At 70.4% G+C, this 18,240-nt stretch carries 16 protein-coding genes; 6 read left to right on the top strand and 10 right to left on the bottom strand.

Annotated elements, in window-relative coordinates:
* Nucleotides 1-14: 14 nt before the first annotated feature.
* Nucleotides 15-698, top strand: coding sequence for a response regulator transcription factor (locus AC1G9L_RS06035; protein WP_041500428.1), 684 nt, complete (start codon nt 15-17; stop codon nt 696-698).
* Between the two features lie 121 nt (nt 699-819).
* On the opposite strand, the gene AC1G9L_RS06030 is transcribed toward AC1G9L_RS06035, so the two are convergent.
* The 7 genes from AC1G9L_RS06030 to AC1G9L_RS06000 form a co-directional block, all read right to left on the bottom strand.
* Complete coding sequence (locus tag AC1G9L_RS06030) at nt 820-1,824, bottom strand: class I fructose-bisphosphate aldolase (RefSeq protein ID WP_010341500.1); 1,005 nt, start codon at nt 1,822-1,824, stop codon at nt 820-822.
* 118 nt (nt 1,825-1,942) lie between these two features.
* A complete protein-coding gene (locus AC1G9L_RS06025; protein ID WP_481070476.1) occupies nt 1,943-3,346 on the bottom strand; it encodes an HD-GYP domain-containing protein in 1,404 nt (467 codons plus the stop codon).
* 104 nt (nt 3,347-3,450) lie between these two features.
* The gene (pyk, locus tag AC1G9L_RS06020; RefSeq protein ID WP_010341498.1) at nt 3,451-4,917 is read right to left on the bottom strand and encodes a pyruvate kinase; all 1,467 of its coding nucleotides are present in this window, start codon (nt 4,915-4,917) and stop codon (nt 3,451-3,453) included.
* Between the two features lie 244 nt (nt 4,918-5,161).
* On the bottom strand, nt 5,162-5,812 hold the full coding sequence (locus tag AC1G9L_RS06015) for an HAD-IA family hydrolase (RefSeq protein ID WP_019800737.1): 651 nt from the start codon (nt 5,810-5,812) through the stop codon (nt 5,162-5,164).
* Nucleotides 5,809-6,984: a phosphoglycerate kinase gene (locus AC1G9L_RS06010; RefSeq protein WP_481070475.1), complete on the bottom strand. Its 1,176-nt coding sequence runs from the start codon at nt 6,982-6,984 to the stop codon at nt 5,809-5,811. Before AC1G9L_RS06010 ends, AC1G9L_RS06015 begins: the two co-directional genes overlap by 4 nt.
* Before the next feature lie 204 nt (nt 6,985-7,188).
* Entirely contained in the window at nt 7,189-8,553 is a 1,365-nt protein-coding gene (locus AC1G9L_RS06005) for a DUF3999 domain-containing protein (RefSeq protein ID WP_481070474.1), read from the bottom strand.
* Complete coding sequence (locus AC1G9L_RS06000) at nt 8,550-11,294, bottom strand: DUF2339 domain-containing protein (RefSeq protein WP_481070473.1); 2,745 nt, start codon at nt 11,292-11,294, stop codon at nt 8,550-8,552. Before AC1G9L_RS06000 ends, AC1G9L_RS06005 begins: the two co-directional genes overlap by 4 nt.
* 256 nt (nt 11,295-11,550) lie before the next feature.
* Here AC1G9L_RS06000 and AC1G9L_RS05995 point away from each other — a divergent pair, with 256 nt between their 5' ends.
* Nucleotides 11,551-12,627, top strand: coding sequence for a methyl-accepting chemotaxis protein (locus AC1G9L_RS05995; RefSeq protein WP_481070472.1), 1,077 nt, complete (start codon nt 11,551-11,553; stop codon nt 12,625-12,627).
* Between the two features lie 289 nt (nt 12,628-12,916).
* On the top strand, nt 12,917-13,378 hold the full coding sequence (locus AC1G9L_RS05990; RefSeq protein ID WP_010341488.1) for a hypothetical protein: 462 nt from the start codon (nt 12,917-12,919) through the stop codon (nt 13,376-13,378).
* Between the two features lie 232 nt (nt 13,379-13,610).
* On the opposite strand, the gene gap is transcribed toward AC1G9L_RS05990, so the two are convergent.
* Nucleotides 13,611-14,612, bottom strand: a complete 1,002-nt coding sequence (gene gap / locus AC1G9L_RS05985) for a type I glyceraldehyde-3-phosphate dehydrogenase (protein WP_017911669.1) — start codon at nt 14,610-14,612, stop codon at nt 13,611-13,613.
* A 159-nt stretch (nt 14,613-14,771) separates the two neighbouring features.
* Here gap and AC1G9L_RS05980 point away from each other — a divergent pair, with 159 nt between their 5' ends.
* From AC1G9L_RS05980 to AC1G9L_RS05970, 3 genes are all read left to right on the top strand, one after another.
* A complete protein-coding gene (locus tag AC1G9L_RS05980) occupies nt 14,772-15,401 on the top strand; it encodes an OmpW family outer membrane protein (protein ID WP_019798963.1) in 630 nt (209 codons plus the stop codon).
* Between the two features lie 243 nt (nt 15,402-15,644).
* The gene (locus AC1G9L_RS05975; RefSeq protein ID WP_019801760.1) at nt 15,645-16,265 is read left to right on the top strand and encodes an OmpW family outer membrane protein; all 621 of its coding nucleotides are present in this window, start codon (nt 15,645-15,647) and stop codon (nt 16,263-16,265) included.
* Nucleotides 16,266-16,408: 143 nt separating this feature from the next.
* A complete protein-coding gene (locus tag AC1G9L_RS05970) occupies nt 16,409-17,221 on the top strand; it encodes a S1/P1 nuclease (RefSeq protein ID WP_209248860.1) in 813 nt (270 codons plus the stop codon).
* Nucleotides 17,222-17,307: 86 nt separating this feature from the next.
* Here AC1G9L_RS05970 and trxC read toward each other — a convergent pair whose 3' ends face one another.
* Both trxC and AC1G9L_RS05960 read right to left on the bottom strand, forming a co-directional pair.
* Entirely contained in the window at nt 17,308-17,751 is a 444-nt protein-coding gene (gene trxC, locus AC1G9L_RS05965) for a thioredoxin TrxC (protein ID WP_481070471.1), read from the bottom strand.
* Nucleotides 17,748-18,227 carry an OsmC family protein gene (locus tag AC1G9L_RS05960; RefSeq protein WP_019801935.1) on the bottom strand — a complete coding sequence of 160 codons (480 nt, stop codon included), beginning with the start codon at nt 18,225-18,227 and terminating at the stop codon, nt 17,748-17,750. Before AC1G9L_RS05960 ends, trxC begins: the two co-directional genes overlap by 4 nt.
* Nucleotides 18,228-18,240 lie beyond the last annotated feature (13 nt).

Below are 18,240 nucleotides of genomic sequence, written 5' to 3'. Positions count from 1 at the left end.
GAGGACGCGACTCCATGTCCGAAGTGATCCTGCTCGAGGACGAGCCGGTGCTGTGCGAGGAACTCGGCGAGTTCCTGCAGGATCTGGGCTATATCGCCGTCTGCGTGGACAGCATCGCCGGCTTCCGGCAACGATTCGATCCGGCGCGCCACACCATGGCCGTCATCGACGTGGGCCTTCCCGATGGCAGCGGCCTGGAGTTGATTCGCGAGCTGCGCCGCGCCGGTCACCGGCTGGGCATCGTGGTGTTCAGCGCGCGCAATACCGCCAGCGATCGCATCGCCGGGCTGGAGTTCGGCGCGGATCACTACCTGGGCAAGGGCATCGATCTGGACGAGCTGGCCGCGACCCTGGCCGCGCTCGGCCGCCGCCTGGCGCTGCCGCCACCGGCGGCGCGCTGGGTGCTGGAACTGGCCGCCGCCCGCCTGAACGTGCCCAACGCACCGCCGGTGCCGCTGTCGCGCCAGGATCTGCTGGTGCTGGCGTGCCTGATGCGCCATGCCGGCGAGAGCGTGGGCCACCGCGAGATCGCCGACGCGCTGGGGGTGAACTTCCTCGAGTACGACCGGCGGCGGCTGGACACGCAGATGTACCGCTTGCGCCGCCGCGTGGAGGAGATCAGCGGACGCCCGTTGCCGGTGAAGACCTTGCGCAACAGCGGCTATCGCTTCCACGCGCCAGCGGCGATCGCACCCTGAGCGCCGCGGCGCGGCCTGGCCACCGCTGCGCAAGCGCCACTGCCGGCTCCCGCAAGTCGCTGAGCCCCGAAACGAAAAACGCCGGCGATGCCGGCGTTCTCCGTAAGCGTTGCGGAGGCGATCAGCCCTGCCACTTGCCAAGCGCGGCCAGGCCGTTTTCCTTGGCGCGCTCGTACACCACCTGCTGCGCCTTGGCGAAATTGCCCTTCATGTCCTGCGCCCACAGCTTCAGCGCGGCCTGCTGCATGGCGCGGCCGTAGGAGAAGCTCAGCGGCCACGGCAGGTTGCCGAGCTGGTTCATCGCGTTGAGGTGCGCGGTGGACTGCTCGTCGGTCTGGCCGCCGGACAGGAACACGATGCCCGGCAGGATCGCCGGCACGGTGCTCTTGAGGCACATCACGGTGGACTCGGCCACTTCCTCGACGCTGGCCTGCTCGTCGCAGTCCTTGCCGGCGATGACCATCGAGGCCTTGAGGATGGTGCCTTCCAGGACCACGTTCTGCTCGTACAGCGCGCCGAACAGCGAACGCAGCGTGGCTTCGGTGACCTCGTAGCAGGTCTCGATGTCGTGGTCGCCGTCCATCAGCACTTCCGGCTCGACCATCGGCACCAGGCCCTGCTCCTGGCACAGCGCCGCGTAACGGGCCAGCGCATGCGCGTTGGTCTCGATGCACACGCCGGACGGGATGTCCTCGCCGATGGTGATGACCGCACGCCACTTGGCGAAGCGTGCGCCGAGCTTGTAGTACTCCTCCAGGCGCGCGCGCAGGCCGTCCAGGCCTTCGGTGATCAGTTCGCCCGGCATGCCGGCCAGCGGATGCGTGCCCTTGTCGACCTTGATGCCGGGGATGATGCCGTGCTCGGCCATGTACTTGGCGAACGGCACGCCATCCTTGGTCTTCTGGCGGATGGTCTCGTCGTACAGGATCGCGCCGGAGATGTGGTCGCTCAGCTTCGGCGTGGTCAGCAGCAGCTCGCGGTAGGCACGGCGGTTCTCTTCGACATTCTCGATGCCCACGCCGGCGAAGCGCTTGGCGATGGTGCTGGTGGATTCGTCGATCGCGATGATGCCCTTGCCCGGGGCGACCATTGCCTGTGCGGTTTCGGCAAGCTGTTCGATGCTCATACGGTTCCTGATGGCTGCAACGGGGGAACCCCCAGTATACCGGGCCGGCCTGCATGCATTCCGTTACCACCGGCATTGCAAGCGGTTACAGGCGTAGACCGCGCAGATTACCGGCACTTCAGGCAAGCGCATCCGTCATCGCGTCGCACTGCACATGCGCATCGCCCTGCGCTGTCTTCAGCGGTGCTGCATCCACGGCCTGCGCCTGCGCGTCCTGCGCAGCCGGCAACGCGATGGCGAGCGCATCGAGCAACGGCTGCCAGTCCTCGGCGCTGCGCGCGCGGCGGTGCGCCAGCAACGCGGCATGGCGGCGCAACCCCGGCAACTGCCAGCGCAGTTCGCAACAGACGCGATCGACTTCCTCGGCCGCCTCCGGCGCGGCGATCAGCCACGGCAGTTGCTCGACCATCTTGCCGGCGCCGGAATCGTGGATGGCCATGATGTAGCCCACGATCAACAGCAGCAGATGCTGCAGGGCCGCGCGCTCGTCCTCGCGCAGGTCGCCGCCGCGCTGCAGGCGCAGGGCTTCGTCGCGCGCCCTTTCCAGGCCGTCGAGCAAGGCCGCCACCCCTTCGCGCAGGTGCTGCGGATCATGCGCCGACGCCGGCTCCGGCGCGCAGTCGCGCAGGCGCTCGCTCAGCAGGTCGACCACCTCGCGCGGGAACTGTCCGGGCACCACGCGCAGCGCGATGCGCATCCGCGCCAGCGCCTGCGCATGGCCCCGCTCGCGCTCGAACAAGCCATCCAGCGCTTCGGCGCAGGAGATCAACCGGCCCAGGGGCGAGAGTACCGACGCACCGACCGGGTAGCCGGAACCGTCGATGCGCTCGTGATGCTCGCGCGCGGCGGCGGCCTGCTGCGCCGAATACACGCCGGATTCGCCGAGCAGCGCAGCGCTGATCACCGGGTGTACGCAGTGCATGCGCCACTGCGCGAAGTCCTGCTGCGACTCCGGCAATTCCAGCACCGCCGGATCCACGTACATCTCGCCGAGATCGTGCAGCAGGCCGACTTCCGCGGCCTCGCGCATGGCCGCGTCCGAGCGCGACAGCAGCGCCGCCAGCCAGGCCACCAGCATCGCCACCCGCACCGCGTGCGAGAACGCGGCCGGCCGGGTCTGGCCGAGCGTGGTCAGCAAGGTGCCGGGCGCGCCCAGCGTGCGGGCGCGGGCCAGCGTGGCCAGCACCGGCGGCACGTGGTCGCCCAGCAACTGGCGCAGGTGCGGGTGTTCGTCCAGTTCGCGCTGCGCGGCCAGTTGCACTTCGCTCGGGCGCAGCTCCTCGCAGAACGCCAGCGAGGATTCGAGCGGACGCAGCAGGCGCCGCGCGATCAGGCGCTCGCGCAAGCCGGCGTTGATGCGCTGGCCCTTGGCGACCAGCAGGATGCCGCGGCGGTCGCGGATGTCTTCGGCGACCACCAGCTCGCGCGTGGCCGAAGCCTGGATCAGGTGTTCAAGGCAATGCGTGCCGGGGCGTTCGGGCAGGTCCAGCCCGAGTTCGGCGTGCGCGCTTGGGGACGTCATGGGGGTGTCGCACGATCAGGGAACGGGGGGCGCCGCGCCGTTCCATGCACGATCGAACAGGTGTTGCCGACGGCGCGGCGGCCGAAGCCGCCGCGCCGCGTCCTTCAGAGTTCGCCCAGGCCGCTGGCGCGGCCGTCCGGGCCGACCTCGAGCAGGCGCAGGGTGTTGGTCGCGCCGTGGGTTTCCATGTGCTCGCCGCTGGTGAACACCACGCGGTCGCCCGGCGCCAGCAGGCCGGCCTCGACCAGCACGCGGATCGCGCCGCGCGCGGCCTCGCGCGGGGTCAGGCCGCGGCTGTCGAAATTGATCGGGAACACGTCGCGCATCATCGCCATGTGCCGGCGCGCGCCGTCGTGGCGGGTCACCGCGAAGATCGGCGCCTTGGCGCGGAAACGCGACAGGTAGCGCGGGGTGCCGCCGGATTCGGTCATCGCCACGATCGCGCGCACGCCCACGTGCTGGGACAGGAACATCGTGGCCATGGCGATGGCCTGGTCGGCGCGCTCGAGGTTGCGCGGGGCCATGCCGAAGTCGGTCTCGGTTTCGAACTGGCGCTCGGCGCCCAGGCAGATGCGCGCCATCGCCTCGACCGCACGGATCGGATAGGCGCCAGCCGCGCTCTCGGCCGACAGCATCACCGCGTCGGTGCCGTCGATCACCGAGTTGGCCACGTCCAGCACTTCGGCGCGGGTCGGGATCGGGCTCTCCACCATCGACTGCAGCATCTGCGTGGCGGTGATCACCACTTTGTTCTGCGCCAGCGATTCCTTGATGATCTTCTTCTGCAGGCCCGGCAGCTCGGCGTCGCCGATCTCCACGCCCAGGTCGCCGCGCGCGACCATCACCACGTCCGAGGCCTCGACGATCTCGCTCAGGTTCTCGATCGCCTCGGTGCGCTCGATCTTGGACACCAGGGCCGCGTCGCAGCCGTGCGCGCGGGCGATGCGCCGCGCCTCGTTCATGTCCTCGGCGTTGCGGCAGAACGAAACCGCGATGAAGTCGACGCCGATCTTGGCGACGATGCCGATCAGCTCCTTGTCGCGCTCGGTCAGCGCGCCCAGCGACAGGCCGCCGCCCTGCTTGTTGAGCCCCTTGCGATCGGACAGCACGCCGTCGTTGAGCACGCTGGTGACGATGCGCTCGCCCTGCACTTCGACGACCTTCAACTGCATCAGGCCGTCGTCCAGCAGCAGCACGTCGCCCGGGGCCACGTCCTGCGGCAGGCCCAGATAGCTGACGCCGACCTGGCTGGCGTCGCCCGGCGCGGCATTGGGGTCGGCGATCAGGTCGAAGCGGTCGCCGAGCTTGAGCGAGACCTTGCCCTGGGCGAAGCGTTCGATGCGGATCTTCGGGCCCGGCAGGTCGGCGAGGATGCCGATCTCGGCACCGACGCGGGCCGCGGCGGCGCGCACTTCGGCGGCGCGCTTGGCCTGGCCGGACGGATCGCCGTGGCTGAAGTTCAACCGCACCACGTTGACGCCGGCGCGGAACAGATCCTCGAGCACGCCCGGCGGGTCGGTGGCAGGACCGAGGGTGGCGAGAATCTTGGTGCGGCGCTGACGTTCGATCATGATGGCATCCTTGGAAAAAGCGCTCAAAGCTAGCACACGCGCCCCTCACACAGCATGGCATTTCGGCATAGACGCACGCGCGGTCCGGCATAGGGAGCGGACAATGCGGGACAGTATGTGGTCATGTCGCGCCAACCGGCGCCGCCCCCGCGCGCACCACAGATGAGATGACATCAGGCCCTGGCCGTGCACGGCCAGGGCCATGTGCGCCGGACGCACCGGCGCACGTGCCCATTCAGGCGACTCAGGCCGCAACCAGCGCCGGCAGCTGCGTCGGCATCTGCGCCAGCACATCGGCGCCGGCCTGGCGCAGTTCCTCGGCATCGCCGAAGCCCCACAGTACGCCGATGCTGCGCATGCCGTGGTGGCGCGCACCGTCGATGTCCATGCGCCGGTCGCCGATCATGCGGCAGTGCGCCGGCACGACCGCGAGCCGCCGCAGCGCCTCGGCGATCAGGTCCGGCTTGGCCCGGCGCGCGCCGTCGTCGCTGGCGCCGACGATCTCCTCGAAGCGAGCGCCGAACGGCAACTGCTCGACGATGCGCCGCGCGAAGCGCTCGTTCTTCGAGGTCACCACCGCCAGGCGGTGGCCGGCCGCGGCGATCGCCTCCACTGCAGCGCCGATGTCCGGAAACACCGTGTGCTCGCGCCAGCCGTGGCTGTCGTAGCGGCTGCGGTACAGCGTCAAGGCCTGCTCGACCAACGCCGCATCGCCGCCGAAGTGCTGCTGGAAGCTGTCGCGCAGCGGCGGGCCGATCCAGGCGCGCAACTGCGCCGGGGTCGGCAGCGGCTGGCCCAGTTCGGCGAAGGCATGGCGCAGGCTGCCGACGATGCCGGCCTCCGAATCGACCAGGGTGCCGTCCAGGTCGAAGAACAGGACGTCGGCGGCGCTCACGCGCCGCGCGCCTGCAGCGCGGCCACCGCCGGCAGGGTCTTGCCTTCCAGGAACTCCAGGAACGCGCCGCCGCCGGTGGAGATGTAGCTGACCTGCTCGGCGATGCCGTACTTGTCGACCGCGGCCAGGGTGTCGCCACCGCCGGCGATGGAGAACGCCGACGATGCGGCGATCGCCCGCGCCAGGGTCTCGGTGCCCTTGCCGAAGGCGTCGAACTCGAACACGCCGACCGGGCCGTTCCAGACCACGGTGCCGGCCTTGGCGATCAGCTCGGCGTAGTGCGCGGCGGTCTGCGGGCCGATGTCCAGGATCAGGTCGTCGTCGGCGACGTCGGTGACCGCCTTCACCGTGGCCTCGGCGTCGGGCATGAACTGCTTGGCCACCACCACGTCGCTGGGCAGCGGAATCGCCGCGCCGCGCGCGTTGGCGTCGGCGACGATCTTGCGCGCGGTGTCCAGCAGGTCCGGCTCGCACAGCGACTTGCCCACCGCGTGCCCGGCCGCGGCGATGAAGGTGTTGGCGATGCCGCCGCCGACGATCAGTTGGTCGACCTTGTCCACCAGGTTGGACAGCAGCTCCAGCTTGGTCGAGACCTTGCTGCCGGCGACGATCGCCAGCAGCGGCTTGGCCGGCTGTTCCAGCGCCTTGGCCAGCGCATCCAGCTCCGCCATCAGCAGCGGGCCGCCAGCGGCGACCGGCGCGAACTTGATCACGCCATGGGTGGAGGCCTGCGCGCGGTGCGCGGTGCCGAAGGCATCCATCACGAACACGTCGCACAGCGCCGCGTACTTCTTCGCCAGCACCTCGTCGTCCTTGCTCTCGCCGACGTTCATGCGGCAGTTCTCCAGCAGCACGATCTGCCCCGGCTGTACTTCCACGCCATCGACCCAATCGCGGATCAGCGGCACGTCCACGCCGAGCAGCGCGGCCAGGCGGACGGCCACCGGCTCCAGCGAATCCTCCTGGGTCCACACGCCTTCCTTGGGCCGGCCCAGGTGCGAGGTCACCATCACCGCCGCGCCCTGTTCCAGCGCGTGCTTGAGCGTCGGCACCGAGGCCAGGATGCGCTGCTCGGAGGTGATCAGGCCATTGTCGATCGGCACATTCAGGTCTTGCCGGATCAGCACGCGCTTGCCGGACAGGTCGAGATCGGTCATTCGCAGGATGGACATGTAAGTGCTCGCTTTCGTGGGGTTGCAAAGGGAAAACCGCGCCATCGGTGCAGTGTCGGCGCCGGCATCGTAACGTCGGGTGCAGGAGCACCGGCCGATCGCCGCAGCGGCGAAACCCCCATTGTCCGGCGTCGGCCGCACAGCGGCAAATCGGTGCGCTGGCGCGCGCACGGCGCAGCGTGCGCGCGATCGCCGTGCTGTGGGTCAGCCTGCGCCGTCGGCGGCGGCGGGTTTGCGCAGCAGGCTCAGCGCGAAGCCGAGCACCAGCAGCGCGCCGCCGATCAGCAGCGCCCACAGCAGCCAGGTCTTCCAGTCCCGCGGCGGTGGCGGTGCCTGCAACGCCGCGGCCCCCGCCAAGGGTTGCGCTGCGCCGAGGCTGGCGGTGGCCGGCGTCCATTGCGGCCCGCGCTGGGTATGCAGGGCCTGCAATGCGGCAGCCAGCGGCGCCGGCGCACGCTGGGTGCGCGCACTGCCGGCGGCCAGCGCATACGGCGGCGCGCCCTGCGCCAGGAACACCAGCGTCTCCGGCTGGTAGCCCAGGCGCAGCGCCGGCCGCTGTCGGCCCGGATCCTGCGCCGCCAGCAGCCGCCAGTAGCGGTCGCGCACCGGCGCGGTCAGCGCCTGCGGCGGCGAGCGACTGCCGCCACCGACCTGGTAGGCCAGCCACGGACCGGCGCGATCCTGCCAAGGCGCCTCGGCGCTGTCGCGGCTCTGCACGCGCCATTCGATGGCGTTGTTGCCGGGCAAGGCGATATCGATGCGCGTCACCGGATAGCGCCCCGGCGACACGAACGCATAGCTGTGCTGCGCGGGATCGCTGCTCGCCGCGTCCAGCTGCTGCCAATGCCAATCGGCGGCGACCGGTGCCGGCGCCAGTTCGGCCTCCACCCCGGTCAACGGCGGCGCGCTGGCGCCGGCCAACGGCAGCAGGCGCAGATAGCCCACTTCGCGGCCGATGGGGATGCGCAGTTGCTGCAGGCGGCGCCCCTGGTTGCTGAGGTCGACCAGGGTCGCCTCATCCACCACCACCTCCCAGTCGCGCAGATCGTCGCTGCCCTCGACGCGGTAGCGGGCCTGCTGCGGCTGCGCGGCGGCGGCCCATTGCAGCGACAGCGCGCGCAGTGGCGCGTGCAGTGCGCTGGCATCGACCAGCCAGCCGGCAGCCGCTGCGTCGCTGCCGCTGCCCGCCACGCGGGTCTGGATGCGGCGCACGCTGCCGTCGCGGTCACGCTCGGCGATCAGCTCCAGGTCCGCTGCACGCCCGTCGCGCGAGGCCGGCAGCGGAAACCACGGCAACGGCTGCCGGCGCGGCGCGGTCTCGGCCTGCTCGGCGGCGAACAGCGCCGCCGGCAACGGATCGCCCGCGGCATTGAACACCTCCACGTCGCCCAGCGAGGCACGCTGCGCGCTGCGGTAGACCGCATCGTCGAGTTGCACGCGATAGGCGCCGGCATCGGCGTCCTGCAGGGTCAGCGGCCACTGCTGGGCGTAGTCGTCGCGCTGGCTGGCAGCGAACGCGCACAGCGGCAACCCGGCCAGCAACAACGGAAACAGCGCACGTCGGATCATGGGATGGCCTCCTCGGCCGGTTCGGCGGCGCGCGGCGGTGCCGGCGCCAGATAGCCGACCACCGTACACAACAGCCCGTACGCGATGAACGAGGCGATGCCGGCGACGTTGCCGAGATTGCCGCGATCCACCAGCAACAGCTTGCCCAGCACCACCGCCATCAACACCGCGCCGGCCAGCCACAGGCCGCGCTGGCCGCGGCGCGAGCCCAGCACCCAGCCGAGCACGCCCAGCACGCTCCAGACCACGGTCAGGCTGGTCTGCGCCACGCCATCGCCGAGCACGCCGGGCCACGGCACCGCCGCCCAGTAATGCACCGCATGCAGGGTGACGCTGGTGATCCACACGAAGCCGGCAGCGGCCAGCAGATGGGTGCGCCACGGGCGCAGCAGTGCCGGCAGTTCGGGGCTGCGGGTCCAGCGTACGCCCAGGACCAGCAGCGCCAACTGGCTCAGTTCCAGCGGATTGAGCAGCGGCACCCAGGGCAACGGCGCGCTGCTGCCGGGCAGGCCCAGGCTGTACAGCCAGGCCACCGTCAGCAGCCCGAAGTAGGTGCTCTGCAGCGCGCTGCGGCACGGCGCGAAGGCCGTGCCCAGCGGCGCCGCCAGCCAGTTCCAGCGCCACAGCGACAGCGCCGTCGCCAGCAACCAGGGCGCCAGCAACAGCATCCAGCGCCAGCCGGCGGCGAGGTCGCTGTGCAGCGCGATCCAGGTGCACAGCAGCCCGACCACGGTGGGCCACACCAGCCACCACACGAACTGCGCCGCGCGCGCCACGCCGCCCCCGCTGTCGCGCAGGCACAGCAGGCTGCGCACGCCGAGCACCGCGAACAGCGCCCAGGCCCAGGCGCCATGCCCGGCGAACGGCTGCCCGTGCGCATCGGCCTGCCAGGCCGCCAGCGGCAACGCCAGCGCCAGGCCGCCCAGCGTGGTCGCAGCCAGCGCCGGCGCCGGCCAGCGCCGCTGCGCTTCGGCCGCGAGCCAGCCGCTGACCGCCGCCCAGGCCAGCAACACATCCGGCCGCGCGCCGGCATCGACGAAGCGCAGGATCTCGGCGACGCCGATCCCGCACCACCAGGCCAGCCCCCACAGGTAGTAGCCCAGCGCCGGCATGGCGGCGCGCGCACGGCGATAGCACCAGGCGCTGGCGAAGCCGGCCAGGGCCAGCAGCAGCGCGCTCATGCAGGTGGCATTGGCCACGGCCTGGCTGTCCTGCACCGCCGCGTCCAGGCCCAGGGTGAAGCCCAACGCGGCCGCCATCTGCAACCCGGCGCCGCTGAGCTGCGGCAGCCAGCGCCGCTGGCGCAGGCCCAGCCACACCAGCGCCGCCCCCTCCAGCGCGAACACGCTGGCGGTGGCCCGCGCCGACAGCGCCAGCGGCACCGCCAACGTGGCGAAGCCCACCGCCAGCACCGCATACGCCTGCCCCAGCAGGGCGAAGCGCGCGCGCCGGATCAGCGCGGCGGCCAGCAGCGCATAGAGCGCCGCCAGAGCCAGCGCGCACAAGGCCAGCGGCAGGCGCTCGCCGCGCAGCAACCCCGCCTGCAGCGAGAACGCGATCAGCGGCGTGCCGAACAGCAGGCTGCCGTCGATCAGCGCGCTGCGCGCGGCCTCCTGCCGCCGCGCGTACAGGATCGGGATCAGCAGGTAGAAGGCGAAGAACAGCAGCAGGAACGGCTCGGTGCTGGCGAACTTCTCCGGCCGGTACTGCAGCACGCCCCACAGCGTGCCGATGCCGAAGGTGAAGCCGAACCCGAGCAGGTTCAGCACCCGCCACGGCCGGTACCAGGCGATCGCGAACACCGCCGCGTTGAGCAGCGCGTAGTAGGAGAACAGCGCCACATGGTTGCCGCTGCCGGTGGACAGCCACAGCGGCGCGAGGAAGCCGGCCAGCGTGCCCAGCACCGCCAGGGTGCGCGATTCCTGCGCCACCGCCAGCACGCACATGCCCGCGACCAGCGCGATGCTCAGCGCCAGCGCCGCCCCGGCCGGGATCAGCCCGGACAGCTTGAACGCGGCGAACACGGTCAGCAGCAACACGCCGATCGCCCCGCCCTGCAGGGCCAGCGCGAAGCTGCGCTTGCGCGTGCGCTGGCGCCAGCCGAAGGCCAGGCCCGCCAGCGACGCGGCGGCGATGCCGGCATAGCGCAGCTCGATCGGCATGCGCAGCCAGCCCTGGTCGCCGGCGTACTTGAGCAGCGCGGCGACGCCGGCCAGCAGCACCAGCATGCCGATCTTCACCGGCACGTTGCCCTCGGTGAACCAGCGCTTGACCCCGCTCACCAAGCGCTCGATCGGGTCAGGCCGGTGCGGCGCGGCGATCGCGGCCGCCGCCGCGGCGCGCGCCTGCGCTTGCGCCTGTTGTTGCTCGGCGCGCTCGACCGCGGCAGCCAGCGTCGCGAAATCGTTGGTGTGCTGCGGCATCGGCAAGGGCGGCGGCAGTGGCGGCGGCGCGCCCGCGTCCTCCACGACAAGGGGCAAACCCGCGGGCTCGGGCGACGCCGCGATCGGCGCGTCCTCGGCCTGCGTCTCGGCATCGACGGCGGATTGCGTGTCCCCGGCCGCGGCCGCAGAACCGGCCCAGGCCGCCGCAGGCGCCACCGGGGCGGCCGCCATCCGCGCGACCCGCACCTCCAGCGCGGCGAGCCGCTGGCGCAGGCGCGACTGCCCGACCAGGGCCACGATCAACAGCACCGGCATCGCCAGCACCGCCAACACCACCAGCACGACCAACATCTCCATTCGACTCGCATCTCCACGGCGGTGGCGCGGCGCCTGTGACGCGCACCAGATGTCCGGCGGCGCCGGACCTGGCGCAGATGGTAGACGAGTTCGGTACCGGCATCGGCCCACAGGCGGGACCGCAGCCCAGGCAGCGCAAGCCTAGGCGTTCCGACGAACGGTCTTCACACCACCCTCAAGTCGATGAATCGACAGCCGCTACACCCCTTACCGCGTCGTCCGTCTGCTGTTCCCTCCCACCCCACCGGCAGCATGAATGAACCTACCCGCCCACCCCGCCGAAACGGGGATCGATGACCATATCCGCGCCGTCGTCGGCCTCTCCGACCAATTGCTCGGCCAACTGCGCCGCTCCTTGCAGGGCATCGACGCGATCAACCGCACCACCCACATGATCTCGATGAACGCGCGCATCGAATCGGCGCGCATCGGTGCCGCCGGCCGCGGCTTCAGTGTCATCGCGCAGGAAATGGACGGGCTGTCGCGGCGTGTGGCCGAGGCCACCCAGGACCTGGACAAGGTCGCCGCGCGCACCAGCGCGGAGATGCGGCAGACGCTGAGCCGGCTGCAGGACGACGTGCGCCGCACGCGGCTCAGCGAACTGGCCCTGAGCAACATCGACCTGATCGACCGCAACCTCTACGAACGCAGTTGCGACGTGCGCTGGTGGGCCACCGACGCCGCGGTCGTGGCGGCAGCGCGCACCGACAGCGACGCCGAGGCGCTGGCCTACGCGTCGCGGCGCATGGGCCAGATCCTGGATTCGTACACGGTCTACTTCGATTTGATCCTGGCCGGCAGCGATGGCCGCATCCGCGCCAACGGGCGGCCGCGGCAGTTCGCCTCGGTCGGCAGCGACGTCTCCACGCAACCGTGGTTCGAGCAGGCCATGCGTACCCGCAGCGGCGAGGACTTCAGCTTCCAGGGCGTGCACGCCAGTGCGCTGGCCGATGGAGAGCGGGTCCTGGTGTACGCGTGCACGGTCCGCGAGGGCGGCCGCATCGATGGCCGCGTGCTGGGCGTGCTGGGCATCGTGTTCCGCTGGGACGCGCTGGCGCAGACGATCGTGCAGCGCACGCCGCTGTCCGAATCCGAATGGGGCCGCAGCCGGGTCTGCATCGTCGACGCGCAGGGCCAGGTGCTGGCCGACTCGGCCGGGCGCATGCTGCAGGACCGGATCGACTTCGACGGCCGCGACGCCTTGTTCAAGCAGCCGCGCGGCGCCGTGCTGATCGACCTGGACGGCCGGCCGCACTGCATCGGGCATGCCGCCTCGCCCGGCTACGAAACCTACCGCACCGGTTGGCACTCGCTGATCCTGCAGGCCCTGTAGCGCGCCCACGCCGCACTGGCGCCATGCCCAAAAAGCGGCAGCGGATCACGGGGCAACGCATGCCCCGTCGACCCGCTGCGTGCGCAGCGGCACGCCACATGGCGCTCGCGATCCCGCCGTCGGCCTTGCCGGCAGGGGCGTCGTCGTTGCCTGAATGTCGCAGCCTGCTGTATTGACGACGTCATTTCGCCATGCCTAAGCTCGTTGCGCCGCGCTGAAGCCGTACCGACGCATCTCGACGCGACCGGTGCCCTCTGGATTGCAGACGCCACTTCCCAGGTAAACGGACATGACCATGAAACCCTTTCGCACCCTGCTGATCTCGGCCATGCTGGCCGCGTCCTTCGCTGCCCCCGCCCTGGCCGAAAAGGTCGACAATCCGGAGCTCTACACCCCCGATGCGGTGAAGAAGAACATCGTGATCGGCAAGACCACCAAGGAGCAGGTGCGCGCGATCTATGGCGAGCCCACCTACGTCTCCAGGACGTCCGGAAAGGAAGGCGGCTACGAGAAGTCCTGGAGCTATCGCCCCAGCGAATCCCACGGCGAGAAGGCGCGCAAGACCGCCACCGGCCTGCTGAAGCGGATGCTGCCCGGTTACTACACCGGCCCGGCGATCAACGAGGCGCAGGAGCACGGCGTCGGCGCGCGCAACGTCAAGTCCTACGACCTGGAAGTGGAATTCGACGCCAAGGGCGTGGTCACCGATTACCAGCAGAGCGAAAGCAACGTCTCCAAGGACGCGCTGTAACGGCGAGCGGATGGCGGCGGCGCGGATCGCGCCACTTCCATCCCGCTGCATCCACGCCGACGTCGCGGCGGGCACGTCCCTCGCAGCACAGCCACAAAAAAGGAGCGCCGAGGCGCTCCTTTTTTGTTTGCATGCGTTCGCGATGGCGTGTGCAGCGTGCCAACGGCGGGCTGCAGCGGTCCCTGCCGCACAAGGCCGCGTCGCCCGCCACCGGCGGACGACGCGCGGCGGCTTACTTCGCCACCACCTTGACCATCTCCAGGCACTTGTTGGAGTAGCCCCACTCGTTGTCGTACCAGGACACCAGCTTGACGAAGGTGCCGTCCAGGGCGATGCCGGCATCGGCATCGAAGATGGAGGTGCGCGCGTCGCCGCGGAAATCGGTGGCGACCACCTTGTCCTCGGTGTAGCCGAGGATGCCCTTCAGCGCGCCTTCGCTCTGCGCCTTCACCTCGGCACAGATCTCGGCGTAGGTGGCCGGCTTTTCCAGTTCCACGGTCAGGTCGACCACCGACACGTCCGAGGTCGGCACGCGGAAGCTCATGCCGGTGAGCTTCTTGTTCAACTCCGGGATCACCACGCCGACCGCCTTGGCCGCGCCGGTGCTGGACGGAATGATGTTCTCCAGGATGCCGCGGCCACCGCGCCAATCCTTGTTGCTCGGGCCGTCCACGGTCTTCTGCGTGGCGGTGGCCGCGTGCACGGTGGTCATCAGGCCGCGCTTGATGCCCCACTTGTCGTTGATCACCTTGGCCAGCGGCGCCAGGCAGTTGGTGGTGCAGCTGGCGTTGGAGACGATGGCCTGGCCGGCGTAGGTGCTGTCGTTGACGCCGTACACGAACATCGGCGTGTCGTCCTTGGACGGCGCCGACAGGATCACCTTCTTGGCGCCGGCGTCCAGGTGCTTCTGCGCGGTTTCTTTGGTCAGGAACAGGCCGGTGGACTCGATCACCACGTCCACGCCGACCTCGCCCCACTTCAGCGCCGCCGGATCGCGTTCCTGGGTCAGGCGGATCTTCTTGCCGTTGACCAGCAGATGATTGCCGTCGACCGACACCTCCGCCTGGAAGCGGCCGTGCACGGAGTCGTACTGCAGCATGTAGGCCAGATAATCCGGCTCCAGCAGGTCGTTGATGGCGACGATCTCGATGTCGCTGCCGAAATTCTGCACCGCCGAGCGCAGCACATTGCGCCCGATGCGACCGAAACCGTTGATGCCGACCTTGATTGCCATTTCAGTAGCTCCTGCGGCCGCGCCTGGCGCGGCGGATGGAAGGGGAACCGCATTCTAGCAGGCCGGCCGCGCCACGCCGGACACGCCGGTTTGATCAGGATCAAGGCGGCGTGGGGCCGCACGCCGGACACTGCGGCCACACCCAACCGAGACTCCACCATGCGCACCACCTCCCCCCTCCTGCTCACCGGCCTGGCCGCCGCCCTGACCCTGTGCGCCCTGCCGGCGCTGGCGCAGTCGCAAGGCGACTGGACCCTCGGCATCGGCGCCCACCAGGTCGATCCGAAGTCCGACAACGGCACGCTGGCCGGCGGCACCCTGCCGCTGCGCATCGACAGCAACGTCCGCCCGACGGTGACCTTCGAGTACTTCGTGCATCAGGACCTGGGCGTGGAAGTGCTGGCGGCGCTGCCGTTCGAGCACGACATCAGCGTCAAGGGCGTGGGCAAGGTCGGCAGCACCAAGCACCTGCCGCCGGTGGTGTCGTTGCAATACCACTTCAACAGCGCCGGCAAGCTCTCGCCGTTCGTCGGCGCCGGTATCAACTACACCACCTTCTTCAGCGAGAAGACCACCGGCGCGCTGGCTGGCAGCAAGCTCAAGCTGGACGACTCCTGGGGCCTGGCCGCGCACGCCGGCGTGGATTTCGCACTCACCGAGAGGTCGGCGCTGCGCGTGGACCTGCGCTGGATCGATATCGACAGCAAGGTCAAGGTCAACGGCAGCGACCTGGGCACCGCGCACATCGATCCGCTGGTGTACGGCCTGGCCTACGTGATGAAGTTCTGAGACGGGCGCCGGCGCCACTGCGACCTGCGGCGCCGGCGGCCACACGATCGGCGCCGCGCGTCGCAGCGGCGCCATCCGCGCGGCGGCCCAGGCCGACGCGCATGCCGTGCCAACGGTAGCCCCGGTGCGCAGCGCGTCCGCGGCGCTTCTCTGGCAGACTACGCGCCACACGGATGTGGATCGGCGCCCGCTGGGCCGACACGGGGTTCGCATCCGCCCACTCGTCGTCTACCGGGGTCCCCCATGCCGCCACGCCTGTTCCGTCGCCTCGCCGTCGCCGCCATCGCCAGCATCGCCCTGCCCGCCGCGGCGCAGTCGGCCGGCCACTTCACCACCAGCTACGGCCTGCACGGCATGGTGCCGGGGTCGTCCAACGGCACGCTGCGCGGCAGCGATCAGCGCTTCGACGCCGACGTCGCGCCGGCCGTGTCGTTCACGTACGAATACTTCTTCCGCGGCAACCTGGGCATGGAGATCCAGGGCCTGGTCGGCCAGCAGAAGATCGGCGTGGACCGCGGCGGCGATATCGGCAGCGCCTGGATGCTCTCGCCTACCATCTCGCTGCAGTACCACTTCAACGGCAACGGCGACATCTCCCCGTTCGTCGGCGCCGGCCTCAACTACACCGCCTTCCTCGGCAGCGACGGCAAGGGCGCGTTTTCGTCCAACGACGTGAAATTCAAGGACACCATTGGTCCGGCGCTGCATGCCGGCGTGGATTTCGCGGTCGGCGAACGCAGCGCGATCCGCGTGGATGCGCGCTGGACCGGCATGCGCAGCGACGTGGAGGTGGACGGCAGCACGCTCGGCAAGGCCAAGCTCGATCCGGTCACCTACGGCGTCGCGTACCTGATGTATTTCTGAGCCTGCTGCCGGGTCGTGTCCTCGGACGCGGCGCGGCGCGGTCGGCGACGCCGTCTGGCACCGGCGTCCGCCGTGCTGAGCGGCAACGCAACAGACCTGACGCGCGTCATGGCCGCGTCGTCGGCGCCGGCTAGAATCGGCGCATGAAAATCTCTCCCTTCGTTTGCACCGCGCTCGCCGCGGCCCTCGCCGCCGCGCCGTCCGCCGCCTTCGCCTGGGGCCCGCTGGGCCACCGCCTGGTCGCCGATCTCGCCGACACCCAGCTCACCCCGCAAGCCCGCGCGCAGGTCCGCACCCTGCTGCAGGGCGAACCCGACCCGACCCTGGCCGGCGTCGCCAACTGGGCCGACCAGCTCCGCGAACACGATCCCGACCTGGGCAAGCGCAGCGCGCGCTGGCATTACGTCAACCTGGCCGAGAACGACTGCCACTACGAGCAGACCCGCGACTGTCCGGACGGCAACTGCGCGGTCGAGGCGCTGCGCCGCCAGGCCGCGATCCTCGCCGACCGCAGCCAGCCGCAGGCCGCGCGTGCGCAGGCGCTGAAGTTCGTCGTGCATTTCGCCGGCGACGTGCAGCAGCCGCTGCATGCCGGCTACGCCCGCGACAAGGGCGCCAACACCGTGCAGATCCAGTTCGAGGGCAAGGGCAGCAATCTGCATTCGCTGTGGGACAGCGGCCTGCTGCGCAGCCGCGGGCTGGACGAACAGGCCTACCTGGCCGAGTTGGAAAAGCAGCCGTTGCCGACGCCCTCGCCGGCGGGCAGCGCGCTGCCGCCGCCGGCCGCGGCGTGGGCCGAGGCCTCCTGCAGGATCATGATGCGTCCAGGCTTCTATCCGCCCGGCGCCACGCTGCCGGCCGATTACGTGACGACCTGGCGCCCGGTCGCCGAAGCGCAGTTGCGCCAGGCCGGTGCCGACCTGGCGGCAACCTTGAACGCGGCGCTGGGCAAGTAAGCGCGGCGCACCGTGCAGGAGCGGCTTGGGCCGCGATGGGCTTTCCTGGGCAAGCCATCGCGGCTGAAGCCGCTCCTACGAGAGCGTTACGCAGAATTCAGCTGTGCCCGCGTCCAGCGCACGATCTCGGCAGTGCCGATGGCGCCGCTGTGGCGGGCGATTTCGCGGCCCTGGCGCAGCAGGAGCAGCGTCGGGATGCTGCGGATGCCGAAACGCCCGGCCAGCGCCGGCTGCGCGTCGCTGTCCAGCTTGCCCAGGCGCAGCCGCGGCTCGAGCTGCGCGGCCGCGGCGGCGAAGTGCGGGGCCATGGTCCGGCACGGGCCGCACCACGGCGCCCACACGTCCACCAGCAACGGCAGCTCGCTGCGCTCGGCGTGCGCGGCAAACGTCTCGGCGGTCAGCGTGACCGGTGTGGCGTCGAACAGGCCGCGATGGCAGCGTCCGCATTGCGGCGCATCCGCCAGTTTCGCCTCCGGCACCCGGTTGAGCGCGGCGCAGTGTGGGCAGGCGACATGTAGCGGCATGGTCATGCGCCGGCCTCGATGCTCTTGTCGCCGAGCAGCACGGTGCCTTGCGCATCCTTGACCGTGACCTGCACGTCGATGCCCTGGCGCACGCTCTGGGTGACCACGCAGAACTGCTCGAACTGGGCCAGGATCCGTTCCAGCTGCGCGTAGTCCTGATTCGCGCCGGGCAGCTGCAGTTCCACCGAGGCCTGCGGAATGCGCCAGAACCCCTCCGGATTGCGCATCGGCGTGGCGGTGATGTGCGCGACCACCCCGGCAGGATCGTTCTTGTACTTGCGCATCGCGAACAGCAGGCTGGCCGCCAGGCAATTGGCAATGCCGGCCAGCAGGATGCGCGTGGGATTGGGGCCGCGCTCCTGGCCCAGCGGCGCGGTTTCGTCGCTCAGCCAGGGCTCCAGCGCGGTTTCGTCGAAGCGAATGCGGAACGCGAAGTCCGTGTCCTGCTCCAGGGTGACGCGGATCGGATCGCCGATGGGCATCGTGGAAACTCCA

It is taken from the genome of Xanthomonas sp. NCPPB 1132, assembly GCF_056629235.1.
This window is presented reverse-complemented; position numbering and strand designations above follow the sequence as displayed.

Bases quoted from the DNA above. Each gene is read 5' to 3' on its own strand.
- AC1G9L_RS06035 (WP_041500428.1), top strand. From the start codon at position 15: ATGTCCGAAGTGATCCTGCTCGAGGACGAGCCGGTGCTGTGCGAGGAA.
- AC1G9L_RS06030 (WP_010341500.1), bottom strand. From the start codon at position 1,824: ATGAGCATCGAACAGCTTGCCGAAACCGCACAGGCAATGGTCGCCCCG.
- AC1G9L_RS06025 (WP_481070476.1), bottom strand. From the start codon at position 3,346: ATGACGTCCCCAAGCGCGCACGCCGAACTCGGGCTGGACCTGCCCGAA.
- pyk (WP_010341498.1), bottom strand. From the start codon at position 4,917: ATGATCGAACGTCAGCGCCGCACCAAGATTCTCGCCACCCTCGGTCCT.
- AC1G9L_RS06010 (WP_481070475.1), bottom strand. From the start codon at position 6,984: ATGTCCATCCTGCGAATGACCGATCTCGACCTGTCCGGCAAGCGCGTG.
- AC1G9L_RS06005 (WP_481070474.1), bottom strand. From the start codon at position 8,553: ATGATCCGACGTGCGCTGTTTCCGTTGTTGCTGGCCGGGTTGCCGCTG.
- AC1G9L_RS06000 (WP_481070473.1), bottom strand. From the start codon at position 11,294: ATGGAGATGTTGGTCGTGCTGGTGGTGTTGGCGGTGCTGGCGATGCCG.
- AC1G9L_RS05995 (WP_481070472.1), top strand. From the start codon at position 11,551: ATGAACCTACCCGCCCACCCCGCCGAAACGGGGATCGATGACCATATC.
- AC1G9L_RS05990 (WP_010341488.1), top strand. From the start codon at position 12,917: ATGACCATGAAACCCTTTCGCACCCTGCTGATCTCGGCCATGCTGGCC.
- gap (WP_017911669.1), bottom strand. From the start codon at position 14,612: ATGGCAATCAAGGTCGGCATCAACGGTTTCGGTCGCATCGGGCGCAAT.
- AC1G9L_RS05980 (WP_019798963.1), top strand. From the start codon at position 14,772: ATGCGCACCACCTCCCCCCTCCTGCTCACCGGCCTGGCCGCCGCCCTG.
- AC1G9L_RS05975 (WP_019801760.1), top strand. From the start codon at position 15,645: ATGCCGCCACGCCTGTTCCGTCGCCTCGCCGTCGCCGCCATCGCCAGC.
- AC1G9L_RS05970 (WP_209248860.1), top strand. From the start codon at position 16,409: ATGAAAATCTCTCCCTTCGTTTGCACCGCGCTCGCCGCGGCCCTCGCC.
- trxC (WP_481070471.1), bottom strand. From the start codon at position 17,751: ATGACCATGCCGCTACATGTCGCCTGCCCACACTGCGCCGCGCTCAAC.
- AC1G9L_RS05960 (WP_019801935.1), bottom strand. From the start codon at position 18,227: ATGCCCATCGGCGATCCGATCCGCGTCACCCTGGAGCAGGACACGGAC.